At 29.0% G+C, this 15,550-nt stretch carries 11 protein-coding genes; 1 reads left to right on the forward strand and 10 read right to left on the reverse strand.

The genetic code is table 11. The annotated features are described in order from the left end of the window. Positions 1-290 precede the first annotated feature (290 nt). Genes ACTB1H_RS06450 through ACTB1H_RS06465 form a run of 4 tightly spaced genes read right to left on the reverse strand, consistent with a single transcriptional unit; the run spans position 291 to position 4,860 of the window. The gene (locus ACTB1H_RS06450) at positions 291-1,208 is read right to left on the reverse strand and encodes a bifunctional enoyl-CoA hydratase/phosphate acetyltransferase (RefSeq protein ID WP_463262017.1); all 918 of its coding nucleotides are present in this window, start codon (positions 1,206-1,208) and stop codon (positions 291-293) included. Further along, the gene (locus ACTB1H_RS06455) at positions 1,205-2,353 is read right to left on the reverse strand and encodes a tetratricopeptide repeat protein (RefSeq protein WP_463262018.1); all 1,149 of its coding nucleotides are present in this window, start codon (positions 2,351-2,353) and stop codon (positions 1,205-1,207) included. The genes ACTB1H_RS06450 and ACTB1H_RS06455 overlap by 4 nt, the downstream gene beginning before the upstream one ends. Before the next feature lie 12 nt (positions 2,354-2,365). Beyond that, entirely contained in the window at positions 2,366-3,106 is a 741-nt protein-coding gene (locus ACTB1H_RS06460) for a hypothetical protein (RefSeq protein ID WP_463262019.1), read from the reverse strand. Then, entirely contained in the window at positions 3,097-4,860 is a 1,764-nt protein-coding gene (locus ACTB1H_RS06465) for a B12-binding domain-containing radical SAM protein (protein WP_463262020.1), read from the reverse strand. The genes ACTB1H_RS06460 and ACTB1H_RS06465 overlap by 10 nt, the downstream gene beginning before the upstream one ends. Positions 4,861-4,962: 102 nt before the next feature. Here ACTB1H_RS06465 and ACTB1H_RS06470 point away from each other — a divergent pair, with 102 nt between their 5' ends. After that, positions 4,963-5,178, forward strand: a complete 216-nt coding sequence (locus tag ACTB1H_RS06470; RefSeq protein ID WP_463262021.1) for a hypothetical protein — start codon at positions 4,963-4,965, stop codon at positions 5,176-5,178. Positions 5,179-5,185: 7 nt separating this feature from the next. Here ACTB1H_RS06470 and argS read toward each other — a convergent pair whose 3' ends face one another. The 6 genes from argS to pheS all read right to left on the reverse strand — a co-directional run. Beyond that, on the reverse strand, positions 5,186-6,886 hold the full coding sequence (gene argS / locus ACTB1H_RS06475) for an arginine--tRNA ligase (RefSeq protein WP_463262022.1): 1,701 nt from the start codon (positions 6,884-6,886) through the stop codon (positions 5,186-5,188). 70 nt (positions 6,887-6,956) lie between these two features. Continuing rightward, entirely contained in the window at positions 6,957-9,338 is a 2,382-nt protein-coding gene (locus ACTB1H_RS06480; RefSeq protein ID WP_463262023.1) for an endonuclease MutS2, read from the reverse strand. 11 nt (positions 9,339-9,349) lie between these two features. Beyond that, on the reverse strand, positions 9,350-11,731 hold the full coding sequence (locus ACTB1H_RS06485) for a U32 family peptidase (protein ID WP_463262024.1): 2,382 nt from the start codon (positions 11,729-11,731) through the stop codon (positions 9,350-9,352). Positions 11,732-11,740: 9 nt separating this feature from the next. Further along, positions 11,741-12,283, reverse strand: coding sequence for a cell division protein ZapA (locus tag ACTB1H_RS06490; RefSeq protein ID WP_463262025.1), 543 nt, complete (start codon positions 12,281-12,283; stop codon positions 11,741-11,743). Positions 12,284-12,333: 50 nt separating this feature from the next. Continuing rightward, positions 12,334-14,724, reverse strand: a complete 2,391-nt coding sequence (gene pheT / locus ACTB1H_RS06495; RefSeq protein WP_463262026.1) for a phenylalanine--tRNA ligase subunit beta — start codon at positions 14,722-14,724, stop codon at positions 12,334-12,336. Between the two features lie 19 nt (positions 14,725-14,743). Next, on the reverse strand, positions 14,744-15,550 hold an 807-nt coding region (pheS, locus tag ACTB1H_RS06500; protein WP_463262027.1), incomplete at its 5' end, for a phenylalanine--tRNA ligase subunit alpha.

Below are 15,550 nucleotides of genomic sequence, written 5' to 3' on the forward strand. Positions count from 1 at the left end.
CTCATTTAATAGTTTGATTTAGCTCAATTACTTCTTACTTTTTAAAAATTAACTTTGTAGTTTATTCAAAGTTTCACACTGTTTAGTTTTCTTGGTTCACTGTCGCTCTTTTGGCGACTTTGTTAGTATAACATCTTCTATTATATCGTGTCAATACCTTTTTTTAAGTTTTTTTAAAGTTTTTGTTAAGTCTTTATTAACTCTTTAAAACTGTCGTTGACTTTATATATATTAACACTTCTTAATTCTAATGTCAATGAAAATGAGTTTTAAAAAAATATTAAGATTTATTAAAATTCATCATGCACTGAATTAATAGCTATTGCATTCCCTAAGGCGATTGAATTTAATTTTGTTTTTTTATCATCTGCTCTAGAAGTCAATACTATAGGCACACTAGCTCCTATAATTATGCCTGCAGATTCGCCATTTGCTAAATATGTTATTGCCTTTCCTATACCGTTACCCATTTCAATATTTGGTACAAGTAATATGTCTGCATCTCCTCCAACCATACTATTTACTCCTTTTATTTCGCATGCTTGTTTTGATACAGCTAAATCCAATGCAAATGGACCATCAACAATTATATCCTCAGCAAATTTACCTTCCAAATACATCTCTTTTAATTTTCCAGCATCTAAAGTTGCAGGCATTTTAGGATCTACTTTCTCTTTTGCAGCTAGTGCAGCCACTTTAATCTCTTTTAAACCCAAAGCTCTAGCCACTAAAGATGCGTTGTTTATAATATCAACCTTTTCTTCTAAGCTTGGTTGTAGATTCATTCCTCCATCTGTAAGAAACAAAAGTTTATGATAAGTATTTACTTGATAAATCATAACATGGCTAAGCAATTTAAATTTACGAATGCCCCAGTCTTTATTTAGTACAGCCTTTAATAATATAGATGTGTCTACTAATCCTTTCATTAAAAAATCAACTTGTCCACTCGAGGCTAATTTTACCCCTATTTCACTAGCTTTTACAATATCTTGCTCTTGTATAAATTCAAATTTTGATATGTCAATTCCTATGTTTTGGGCTATTTCATATGTCTTGTTTTTATCTCCAATAAGTAATGGTTCCGTTAACCCCATTTCATAACTTTCAACAGCCGCCTCTAGAACTTCATGATCTTGACATGCTACTACGGCCATTTTTCTAGCCTGCCCATTGATATTATATAAATCTGCTATAGATTTTATCATTTAATAACCTCCCCCATATCAGTTATGAATTTTTCTATTTCTTTTAATTGATTTCTTATGTTTTCATCGTCATTATTAAGTTCATTTGCTTTCTTTATATCAAAATAGCCTTTCATTGTTTCTCCTAGATTTAAATACCCTAAGCCTCTATTGAAATAAAGCCTATAATCATCTTTAAACCTTTTTAAACCTTCAGTGAATATATTTACTGCTTCTTTTATATTCCCTTGATTAAAATATACTATCCCTAGTTCGTTATAAACATTAGAGTCTTTGTCGTTTTTGTCTAATGCAATCAGTAGATACTGTTTAGATAATTCTAAATTTCCATAACCACTATATGCTATCCCTAGAAGATAGTTCACATAGTAATCATCTTTTCCTTTAGCTACTAATTTGCTTAATTCGTCTATAGCTTTTTCATAATTTAGATTGTTTATCTGCCATATTGCTAATTCTATTGTATAGTCTCTTTCCATATACTCAAGTTCTAATCTTATTTCATTTTTTCTGTTTTCATCATTGTCTAATCTAAGTGCCTTTTCCCAAGTAATTTTAGCTTTTATAAATTCATTAAAATATTTATAATAGTATCCTAATTTGTAGTATGCAGGGTAATAATCCGTACTTTTGTCGATTATATTTTCTAATATATTTTTAGACTCAACTATAAATTTGTTCCCCTCTTCAATTTTATCTTGTTCTATTAATTCTTTTCCAATAGCTTCAATTGCTAAAGCATAATAAAAAAAGTTATCGTTATCTGGAAATACAGTTGTTAAAGTTCTAAAGTATAATGCACTTAGTTTATATGATTTTTTGTCAAAATAAGAAATGGCTTCTTTAAATATATATCTCATTGCTATGTCTCTAATAGAACTTAAAAAATCAATATACTTATCATTATATTTAAACTCTGGATCTGCACCAATTATATATGCCATCCCTTGTATAATTCTTTCTAATGGGATATCTTCTAGTATTTCATCTTTTTTTAAATCTTCTATGAATATTTCTGTAACTATTGGAAGTGGTATTGAACTATCAATAAAGGTATCCTGAATTTTAATACTTTTATCTTCTTTTAATTGTACAAATGCAACATTTTCTGCATATTTTAAAAAAAGTTTATCAATTTCTTTCATTATAAGCACTCCTTAGAATTTATTCATATATTGTCTTTTTCTTCTTGTAGATGTGCTTAGCAGATAAAATAAATGGCCTCGGTATATCATGGCAAATGAAATTATGATACTAAGAAAAATATTTTTTAATAATAGTGGCATTAAAAAAGCTAAATTAAAAGGGAAGAAAGTTACATCGATTGCACTATTGATAGCAAACAATATTAGCCCGAATATAATGTTTGGTATAATCCAATTCAAAAAATTTTCTCTTATAAATTCAATACTATATGTTAAAGAATCTCTAGGATCATAATTTTTTAAATAAATAATCTCTGGTAGAGGATTTAACATTATCAATATAAACAATTGAAACAAAGTGTTTATTATAAAAGCTGCACTACCAATAACATTATAAAATAACGATAAAATAAGATTAACAACAAAAAGAATAAATAATACGCCATAGACTTTCCAAAGATAATAGTTTAGCCCATCTATCACACTTTTCCATCTAAATCTGTTATATAAAACAATATCTTTTAATACAAATAGCAAGCTAGAAACTATTGCGGCTTCAATTAATACTATTAAAAATCCAGATATTATGCTTAATGATCCAACTAGTATTCTTGATACAATTGAAGTTATTATTTGTGTCATTATTGCATAGACAAAAATAATGAGCAAAGCCTCCCAATGCGATTTGATTGATTTAATTGATTTCAATAAAGAACTTTTGTTTACTTCTAGTAAATCTTTTATTATATCCATTTATCCATCTCCTTGTATATATTTGTAATATCTATAACATTTGTTCTGTTAACAATACCTTTATTATTATATTCAAATAAAATAATCCTTTCATCACTTGAAACTGATAGTGGTGGTTGGTTTAACAATTCCGAAATATTATACTTAAATTTGTAGATTACTACATCTTTAATAATTTCCTTTGTACTTAAATTTTCATCATGAAATATCAACTGTTTGATAACATTTTTTTCCTTCAATAAATTGTGAATTTCATCAAATCTTATTTTAGGGCATGTATTCATATATTCAGGGATGTTTTTATCTACATTTGAATTCAAAAAATCAAATTTTAGTAATTCAACAAGTATCTCGTATGAATCATTTAATTGTTCTTCATCTTTAAAATAATTATTCATATAATAGTATAATGATTTTCGACTATGCGATGAATCGAAAAAATTAATCTCAAATAAATACCTACTAAAGTCCTCAAAAAATTTAAAGGAGCTATGAAACTTGGTTTTTATAACAAAGTCTATAGAATTTTTAAAATACCCTTCATTGTAATATTTCTCAACAACTTCTTCAATAAATTTTAATTTTACTATATCTTTATAAGATATGTAGTTGTTGTAAAGTATTTCATACGGTGGGTCATCGATATATATATATCCATGTTTTTTTTCTTCAAATCTTAATTTTGAACCTTTTAGCAATTTTAGAAATCCAAGCTGGAGTTTATCAGGATGTATATTATACAAATCATCAAAGGACTTTGAAAATGATTCATAATCCTCATAAGGTAATCCAATAATTAAATCTAAATGCTGATGAATATTCCCTAACTCCTTAATCTTTAGTGATATTTCTTTTACTTTTTCGTAATTCTCATTTCTATCAATCTCTTTTAAAGTTTTCTCGTTTGTTGATTGCATACCTATTTCAAACTGAAACAAGCCTTCTTTTACTGTTTTAAAATATTCAATATCTTCTGTTTCAAAAAGTCTGGCGGTTATCTCAAAATGAAAATTTACCTCATCTGGATCTAAAGCAATAATATAATCTAATATCTTTCTAGCAAAGTTTTTATTGGCATTAAAAGTTCTATCGATAAATTTTATTTGTTTGACTTTTCTCTTAACTAAGTAATCGATATCTTGATAAATTCTTTCCAAAGAGAAATATCTAACTTTTCTCCCTGACGATAAACAAAAACTACAGTTAAATGGGCATCCTCTAGATGCTTCGTAGTAAACTATTTTCCCAGTAAAATCTTCCTTGCTATTAAGATAGGGCGAGGGAATTAAGTCTAAATTTTCAATTGGTTTTCTAGTTTTATTTTTTATAATATTACCATCTTCACGATATACTAAGTTTTGGATGTTTTTAGGATTTAAACCAAGAACCAATTCTTTAAATGCCTCTTCTCCTTCGTCGCAAATGATATAGTCTATGAATTTATTCTCTTGCATCAATTCTTTGCTGTCAAAAGATACCTCAGGGCCTCCAAGCAAGATCCTAACATCTGGGTTAATAGTTTTTAACCTCTTGCATACTTCTAAAGTTTGCTTTAAATTCCAAATATAAGTAGAAAATCCTATTAAGCTAGGATTCTTTATGAAAATTTTTCTTGCTATTTCCTCTGTAGTTTGATTTATTGTAAATTCTAACAATTCTACGTCGGCGATATCTTCGACATATTTTTTTAAATATCTTATCGCAAGATTTGTATGAATAAATTTAGAGTTTAATGTTGTTAGCAAAATAGACATAAAACACCTCAATGATTATTTAATATTAATCAAGTCTTTTGTTGAATAATTAGCTTAAAAGATATAATATATTATTTAGAAAGTGTAGAAAGGGGACGAAAAATGAAACAATTCCAATTTGAAAAAATATCAATTCAAGAAATCTCCAAAGATGATATGTTGTTGATTCTCGAAGCTTTAAAATATACTGGAGAAAGCACTCATATAGAAGATTTTTTAAGTTTAAGAAATAATATTTTAAATCAGTTAGCAACACTCTCTGAATCAAGCCCACAAGAATTTTTAGATTATTTAATGGAAGAGACCTTATCTAATTAGATAAGGTCTACATTTTGTTTGGTGCTTCTATGCCTAGCAATGACAATCCTGTCTTTATAACTGTCTTAACAGCATAAACCAAAGATAACCTTGTTTGCTTTAAATTTTCATCATCAACGATTATTGAAGTTGAATTATAGTATTTATTAAATAATTTTGCTAATTCAAGTATATGCCTTGTAATGAAATATGGCTCATTCTTTTCCATGGCATCTATTATAACCTCTGGAAATTGGAGCAAATTTCTCAAAATATTAGTCTCTTCCTCTTTTGTCAAGTCTTTATATGAAACCTCATGATTTATATCATAATTGCCTTTTTCAAGCAATGAATTCGTTCTAGCGTGTGTATATTGAACATATGGTCCAGTTTCTCCTTCAAAACTTAATGTTCTTTCCCAGCTGAATGTATAATCCTTTATCCTCTGATTGAAAAGCTCCTGGAACACAACAGCTCCTATACCCACTTGTTTTGCAACTTCATCTTTGTTTGGTAAGTTTGGATTTCTCTCCTCTATAATTTTTCTAGTGCTTTCTATTGCTGTATTTAATACATCTTCTAAAAATACCACTCTGCCTTTTCTAGTAGAAAGTGTGCCCTCTTCTAAACTCACCATACCAAAAGGTACATGTATACAATCCTTTGCCCAATCATATCCCATAAGTTCAAGGATTTTTATCCATGCTTTAAAATGAAGGTTTTGCTGTGATGCTACTACATAGATATTCTTATAAAAATCATAATGTTCTTTTCTATATATCGCAGCAGCTATATCTCTAGTTGTGTACAATGTAGAGCCATCTTTCTTCATTATCAGTGCAGGAGGCATACCGTAAGGTTCTAAATCTACAATTAGTGCTCCTTCAGATTCCTTTAATAATCCTTTTTCCTTCATTTCTTCTACAACTGCGGGCATTTTATCAGAGTAAAAGCTTTCGCCTGCATATGAATCAAAGCTTATATTCAACAAGTCATATACTTTATGAAATTCTTTTAAGCTTATATCTCTTATCCACTGCCATAATTCTAATGCTTCCTCATCTTTTTCTTCCAATTTCTTAAACCAAAATCGAGCTTCGTCCATTAGTTCAGGATCTTTCTCTGCTTCTGAATTGAATCTTACATATAATTTTAATAGCTCTCTAATTGGATCTGACTCTATTTGTTTTTTATCTCCCCATCGTTTATATGCAGATATCAGCATTCCGAATTGGGTTCCATAATCACCAAGATGATTTATTGTCACAACATCAAATCCTAAAAATTTATAAATTTTAGATAGTGAGTTACCTATTACTGTTGATCTTATATGACCAATATGAAATGGTTTAGCAATATTAGGAGATGAAAATTCAACTATTACCTTTTTACCTTCTCCAAGACTAGATGAGCCATATTTTTCTTTTTTTTCTTTTATCTCTTCTATAACAACAGAAGCTAATTTTTCTTTATCAATAAAAAAATTTAAATATGGACCAACTGCCTCTATTTTTTCGAAATATTCATTGTCAGGTAAATTTTCCTCTAATTCTTTTGATATTAAATTTGGAGCCTTTTTATACTCTTTTGATAATTTGTATACCGGAAATGCAAAATCTCCCATTTCATATGATGGCGGTATTTCTATCAATTTGCTTATCTCATCTCTAGTTAATACATCTATATTATCTGCTAGTAAATTAATCGCAGCTTCTTTAAAGTTGATCAAGTAAATTCCTCCTTATCATTTGTTAAAGTGATATTATCAATATATATTATTGTTATCAAAAATACAATATCTATTTCAGTTTTACTACAGTTACTCCATCTCCACCTTCATTGAATTCTCCATATCTCATTGATTTAACATGTTTATGCTTGCTTAGATAATTTCTTACTCCTTCTCTAAGAACACCTGTACCTTTACCATGAATTATGAATACTTGATCTATTCCTGCTAAATATGCATCATCCAAATACTTATCAATTTCCATTATTGCATTTTCTGTATCATATCCTCTTAAATCAAGTTCCTTCTTTATCTGTTTAGACTTAGTAAGAGTATTTTTGTTGTATTTTTTATTATAAGTTAAATCTTTATTGCTATCCTCTTCATAAATTGAAAGATCAGATAAATTTACATTTATTTTCATAATTCCGACCTGTAAATCTAAATTTCCTTTCTCGTCTGGCATGGAAAGCACAGTGCCAATTTGATCTATGCTGTTAACTTTTACTGTTTGCCCAATTTTTACTCCTTTTATTTTTTCTTTTTTATTTATTTTTTTATTTGTTTCAATGATTTGATGTTTTATATTGTTTATCTCATTTGAAAAGTTTTTCTTTACTTCTAAAATTTTATTTTGTTTTTCCCTATCTAATTCAAAAAAAACTTCTCTTATTTCCCTTATTAAATCTTCTGCTTGCTTGTTAGCATTCTCTAAAACTTCTATAGCGCTTTGTTTTGCTTCAGCTATGATTTTTTCTTTTTCTAAAATCATCTTTGTTCTTTCTTGCTCTAATTCTTTTTCTAATTTATTTAATGATTTTTTTAAATTCTCTATTTCTAATTTTTCTGATTCGATTGCTTTCCTATCAGCGTCTATAGATTTTAAAACTTCTTCAAATTCTATATTCTCTTTTGTCATAAGTTCTCGTGCATTAAAAATTATTTTTTCTGGTAAACCCAATCGCTTAGATATTTCAAATGCATTAGATTTTCCAGGCAGCCCAATGATTAATTTGTAAGTTGGTGTTAATTTTTCTACATCAAATTCCATTGAAGCATTCTTGACTTTTTCAGTAGTTAATGCATATATCTTAAGCTGGCTATAATGTGTTGTTGCTATTACCCTAATATCCTTTTCTTTCAATTCGTTTAAAATCGCCATGGCAAGAGCTGCGCCTTCTACCGGATCTGTACCTGCCCCTAATTCATCAAATAAAACAAGTGAATTTTTGTTTATTTCGTTTAGGATTTGAACTATATTTTTCATATGAGATGAAAATGTAGATAAACTCTGTTCAATACTTTGTTCATCGCCTATGTCAGCTCCAATATATTCAAAAACAGCTAACTTAGAGCCATCAGATGCTGGCACAAATAGACCTGACTGCCCCATCAAAGTCAGTAATCCCACAGTTTTTAATGTAACAGTTTTACCTCCTGTATTTGGTCCTGTTATTATAAGAGAATTAAAGTCATCCCCAAGATAAATATCAATAGGGACTACATTTCCTTCTAGTAATGGATGTCTTGCTTTTTTAAAATTTAAATACCCTTTGTTATTTAATTCTGGCTTAGTAGCATTTTCTTCAATAGCTAACTTAGCTTTTGCAAAGATGAAATCTATAAACCCAATTAATTCTTGATTAGTTTTAATAAACTCAGCATTTTCCTTAACTAACTGAGAGATCTCTAAAAGAATACGTTCAATTTCTTTCTTCTCCTCTATTTCCAATTCTCTTATCTCATTATTTAACTCCACTACTGCAAGAGGTTCAATAAAGGCAGTAGCCCCACTAGAAGAAACATCATGAACTATACCTGCTACACTAGATTTGTTTTCAGATTTCACAGGGATTACATATCTGCCATCTCTTATAGTTATTAAATTATCCTGTAAATATTTTTTGGTTGATAGATTGTTTAATATACTGTTTAATTTATCTTTTATATTATCGTTTTTTACTCTTATTTTTCTTCTAATATCTCTAAGCTTAGCACTAGCATTGTCTGAAATTTCATCTTCACTTATAATAGCATCGTTTATTTTTGACTCAAGCGTTTTAATAAGTACTATTTGATCAGCTATTTCTAGTAATAAACCGAGCTCAGATTTTAATAATTCTCTTTGTGATAGTAGGTATGATTTTAGTTCTCTCGATATTTTCAATGTCTTAGAAATTTGAATCAGTCCATAAGGTGTAATTGCCCCTCCGATTGAAGCCCTTTTTAAGTAATCATCAATTTGCTCAATTTCTGATAATGGTGGATTACCTATTCTAAATATTAGTTTATAAGCTTCTTCCGTTTCATTAAGCATATGTTGAATTTTATCCATATCCGTACTAGGAGCTAAATTGTCGACTATATCTTTTCCCAAAAATGTTACACAATGCAATTTAAGTTTCTCTTTTATTTTTTCATACTCTAATACTTTTAAACTCTTTAAGTCCAAGTAATTCACCTCTATAATATACCTCTATTTATATGCCCTTTTGTTATTTGTTGATTAATTTTTAAATTATTTAAGTAATCATTAACTTCTGTCTTGGACATTTCACCATTAATAAACTTGCTAAAAATATCTACTATTTTGTCTATATTCGCCTCAAATGTGAAATTTAATCTAAACCACTCAATTCCAATTTTATTTAAGTCATCAATTTCTTGAAGTATCATCAAAGGTTTTGAGTTGTATATGATTGTTTGGCTGGATTTCCTTTCTACTCTAAAGGAGTAACCTTTTTCGTCTCTTAAATAATATCCATTTTTGTAATTACAATTTTCACAATTTCTTTCATCTATACACCCTTTTATTGAGCTAAAAGGACAGTTCTTTGAAACCATGGAAGGTAAATATCCATATACAATATAGCTTAAATGCCCATATGTATTGCGTGTAATATTTTTTAATTGGTTAAAGTTTAGTTCAGGAGATAAAATTAATGTGTCGACTCCTTTATCAAATAATAAATTTGCAGTATGAGAATTAAAAACATTTAGCCCAATATCAGCACAAATATTTAAATCAAAATTTTCTTTAACATAATATAACATACCTAAATTAGAAATAGCTATACCATCTAGTAAATTTAAATTTTCTCTAATAGATATATCGTATTTGTTTATCTCCTTTTCATGTATTACATGATCAGTACAAAGATAAGTTTCAACATTGTTTTCTTTCGCTTTTAATAAGTTTTTTCTAAGATTTTTGTTATAATCTAAAAATACACGATTAATCTTTGACAAATCTAACATGTCAAACTGTTCTTGGGTGCTTATTTTTACTTCAAGTTTTTTACTTGCGTTTTTGATAGAAGATTGACCTTTATTAAATAAAATTTTTTCTATAAATACTTCTTTTCTATCATTATATTTGCTAATATTACCAAGTAATTCTTTTACTGCCTCTCTTCTCATCTCATTTATCTCTTTAATGTTTAAAAAAATCCCTTCATCTATATCTATATCAATTTTATCAAGTAAAAATGGAGTATTCCCAAACTTTGATAATTGTTTTAAAACTGTATCCTTAGTAATAGGTGCATTATTTGCTAATTCAACTGTTGAATTGGATTTTTTTATAATTCTCTTATCTTTAAATGTCAATTCTACAAGAGCTTTTTCTCCAATTTTAAACTTAGCTTTAATGCTAACTGGTAATTTTTCATCTTTTTCATAGCTCTTGGATGCATTTTCCAATAAGCTTCTTTTTGATGTCCTTGTTACGCTTGACCCACTCCTAATGCTTTCAATTTCAAATATAATTTCATCTCCACAATTAGTATTTGTATTAGATATAAAACCAATATTTTCTCCCTTGTTATTTATAAATTCTAGTCCATCTCCAACAAACAATTTGTCTAGTAATTTAACTTTTACTTTTTTGTTTCTAACATCTATAACTTTGCCTATTACTACCCCTCTATTATTAGGTCTATCAACTGCCATCAAATTGACTCCAAAGTCTCCAAGCATTATACCTTTAGTAAATTTACGATTAAAAATCTCATACAGATTCTTTTTTTCATTTTCATCTACTTCATACCCATCTAAAACTTTCCTATAAATCGAACAAACTACTGCCACATATTCTGGTCTTTTCATTCTTCCTTCTATTTTGAATGAGGTTACACCAGCATTTTCTAAGTCATATATAAAGTCTATTGTATTTAAGTCTCTCATACTCAAGTAGTATTTTTGATCGGATACTACTTTCCCATTAGAATTCTCTAAGCAATACTTCTTTCGGCATGGTTGTGCACAAGCTCCCCTATTTCCACTTCTTCCTCCTATTAAACTGCTCATAAGACATTGACCAGAATATGAGAAGCAAAGTGCTCCATGAATAAAGGCTTCTATTTCAATATTTGTGTTATCCCTAATTCTTTTAATTTCATTTAAAGGTGTTTCTCTAGCAACTACAATTCTTTCAACATTTAATTCTTCTAATAATTTAAAACCTTCTAAATTGTTGACTGTCATTTGAGTACTTGCATGAATTGGAAAATCAGGAAAATTCTCTGAAATTATTTTACATAATCCAATATCCTGAACTATTACTGCATCTGCACCATTTTGGTAAATGAAATTAATGAATTCAATAGCATCTTTAACCTCATTTTCATCTATCAAAGTGTTTACTGTCACATAAATTTTTTTATCTCTTAAATGTGCATATTGAATTGCTTGAATTATTTCCTCATTGCTAAAATTAGTAGCATATTTTCTTGCACTAAAATTTTTACCACCTATATATACTGCATCTGCTCCATTATTTATGGCTGCTTTTAAGGCATCTAAACTTCCTGCTGGAGCTAATAATTCAAGTTTATTGTTTCGCATATATTTTCCTCACTTTTTTTTGCTCAAGTTTTGCAACTCATTTAATTGTTTTTTTAATTCAACCAATTCTAATTGATTTTCAAAGTTTTTTTCTTTATATTCTTCTATCTCTTTTTCTAACTCCAAAATCATATTATTCTTTCTCTCTAGTTCATCTTTTAAAGAGTTAACAGTCTTATACAATTCTTCCATGCTAATCTTTGTTTTAATTACTTCATCTTTTTGTTCGAGGTTTTTATTTTCTAGTTCTTTAATTATTTTTTTATTTTCTTCAAGCTCTTTTTTTAGCCCTTCATATTGTTCTAGAGGTTCTTTGGATTTTTTTTGTAATTCTTTAAGTTCATTCCTTGCCTTAAATAATTCATCAGAAATATTTAAAGCAGCTAATGTTGCGGCCATAGCTGGACTTAATTTATCATTTCTGCTAGAAAGCCTCTTAATGTTAGCATCAACATAGTCAGCTAGTTCCCTTACATACCTTTCATCTTCTGTCCCAACAATTGTAAAGTTACGACCATCAATTAAAACATTTATCTTCTTATAATTTGTCATAACTATCCCCCTAAAATTTTATTAAAACAGGGTAGAAATTTTCTACCCTGTCAACCCCTCAATTTTGCATGGAATCTTTCTTCTAATTTATTTAATATTCTTTTTTGAATATGAATTATATCTTCGTCTTTTAATGTTCTGTCATTTGATCTATATCTTATAGAAAAAGCCAAACTCTTTTTCCCACTATCAATTTGATTGCCTCTGTAAATATCAAATAAATCTATGCTTTCAATCAATCCTTCTCCATTTGCATAAATTATTTCCTCTATATCTCCAACTGCTACATCTTCATCAACTACAATAGCTATGTCTCTATCAATTGAAGGATATTTAGGTAAATCAGTATATTTCCAATCCATATTTATATTTTCAAAAATTCCATTAAAATCTAAATCACCAATATATACTCGCTTATCAAAGTTGTAATTTTTAAGCACTTCAGGATGTACTTCGCCAAAAACACCTAAAATCCTACCATCTTTAAGTATCCTTGCACTTTTACCTGGATGAAAAATAGGGCTTTCATTTTCTCGAGAAAACTTTACATCTTTAATGCCAAGTCGTTCTAGTAAAGTTTCAATAGCATCTTTCATAAAGTAAAAATCTTTATCACCATATATTCCTAAGCAAATTCTCATCATTTCATCTGGTAAGCTATCTGGAATAGAATTAGGTACAAATATGTTCCCTATTTCATAAATCATTGCTCGTTCAATTCCTCTGTTATTGTTTTTATTGAGTAAATCTAACATATTTGGGATTAGGCTAGTTCTCATAACACTATAGTCTTCACCTAGAGGGTTCATCAATCTGACGCAGTTTCGAAGCACATGATCCTGAGGAAGATTCAATTTGTCAAACACTTTGGGACTTAAGAAAGAATAAGTCATTGCCTCATTGAAACCGATACCCCAAAAAATATCTTTAATGTAGTTTTGTATTTCCCTATCTTTTGGTCTACTGCCTCTAGTTAGATTGCCATATAGCGGCAATGGTTTTATGTTATGAAATCCAAATAATCTCCCTACCTCTTCAATTAAATCAGCTTCTACTGAAACATCTTTTCTAAACGTAGGAACTTTTACAGTTATTTTATCTCCTTCTAATTTAGCTTCAAACTCAAGTCTATTTAAGTAATTTAAAATTTCATTTTCTGGAATTTTTACTCCTAATAGTTTTTCAATCCTATTTGGCCTTAATGAAATGATTGTCTGTGGATTTTTATTTTTAATAATATCATAGCTACCATTTATTATTTTACCAGCACCAATCATTTCAATTAATTGACATGCTCTTTCAACAGCAAAACTACATAGGCTCTCATCAACACCCTTTTCAAATCTAGTTGAAGCTTCAGTTCTTAGCCCAAGCCTCTTTGATGATAGCCTGATATTTTTAGCTTCAAAGTTTGCTCCTTCAATCAATACTAATTTTGTTGATGATGTAATCTCAGTATTTAAACCTCCCATAATGCCAGCTAAACCAATTGGTTTTTTAATATCAGCTATAACAATATCATCTTGTTTTAATTCTCTTTTTACACCATCCAAAGTGACTAGCTCTTCTAAGTCATTTGCTTGCCTGACAATTATTTTGTTGCCTTCAATTTTAGAGGCATCAAATGCATGTAACGGTTCCCCTAATTCGAGCATAACATAGTTTGTCACATCCACAATATTATTAATAGGTCTTACGCCTGCATTCATTAATGCAGTTTGTAGCCAAAGTGGTGATGGCTTTATATTGACATCTTTAATCACTTTTGCATAGTATCTGTGGCAATTATTAGTTTTTATATCTATTCCTGTTATTAGATTTGATATATCATCTACCTGATTTATAATTTCAACATTTATTTTTTTTAATTCTAAGTTAAAGGTTGCAGATGTTTCCCTAGCCATTCCATATATACTTAAACAATCTGGTCTATTAGGCGTTATTTCAAATTCGATAATCTCATCATCTAGTGACAGAACATCTACAATATTTTCACCTATATTAACATTGTCATCTATTATAAATATTCCATCTTTAGCTTCCTTTGGAATCACATTGTCCTCATATCCCAATTCCTTTAAAGAGCAAAGCATTCCATAAGATTTTTCTCCTCTGAAATCAGCTTCTGTAATCTCTTTACCATCTGGTAATTTTGCACCTACTTTGGCTACAGGAACCAAATCCCCTTCTCTCACATTGTCTGCTCCTGTTACTATTGTCAATATTTCATCGGAAACATCAACTGTACAGATTTTTAATTTATCAGCATTTGGATGAGCTTTAACTTTGATGATTTTCCCTACTACTACATTTGAGATCCCATTGTTTAATTTTTTTATTGATTCCACATGAGATCCTGAGTATGTAAGTCCATCTGCTATTTCTTTAGTAGGTAATTTTATATCCACATAATTTTTTAGCCATTTTATTGGTAAAAACATAACTTAATCACAACCTTTACTAAAACTGTTCTAGAAATCTATTGTCATTATCAAACAATAGTCTGATGTCTTTTATCCCGTATTTTACCATAGTAATCCTATCTACTCCCATTCCAAATGCAAAACCAGTATATTTTTCTGAGTCTATTCCACAGTTTTCAAGCACTTTAGGATGAACCATTCCGCATCCTAATAGCTCCATCGACCATCCAGTAAAGTTACAACGAGGGCATCCTTCTCCTCTACACTCGATACATGTGACATCTACTTCCGCACTTGGCTCTGTAAATGGAAAATAATGTGGTCTATATCTAGTTTTCATATCACTACCAAATAATTCTTTAATAAAAATATCTAAAGTATATTTTAAATTCGCCATAGAAATATTTTCATCTACAACTAGTCCTTCTAGCTGATGAAACATAGGTGAATGAGTATCATCAACATCATCAAACCTGAAAGTTCGTCCAGCAGATATGATTTTTAGTGGGGCATTATATCTTTTCATTGCCCTTATTTGTACTGGCGAAGTATGAGTTCGCAACAATATTTTATCATTTATATAAAAAGTATCCGACAAGTCCCTTGAAGGATGGTTTTCTGGTGAATTTAACATATCAAAATTATTTTCAACAGTTTCTATTTCAGGGCCTGTTACTACATTAAACCCCATACTTATAAATAAATCCTCTAATTCTTTGATAGTCTGAAGTAATGGATGTTTATGCCCCAATGAAGTTACTTTTCTTCTTTCAGTTATATCAATAGTCTCTGATTTTATCTTTTCTTCCATTTCTTTCCGTTCAAGTTTTTTCTTTACATCAGC

The sequence above is a fragment of the Soehngenia sp. genome, assembly GCF_055108775.1.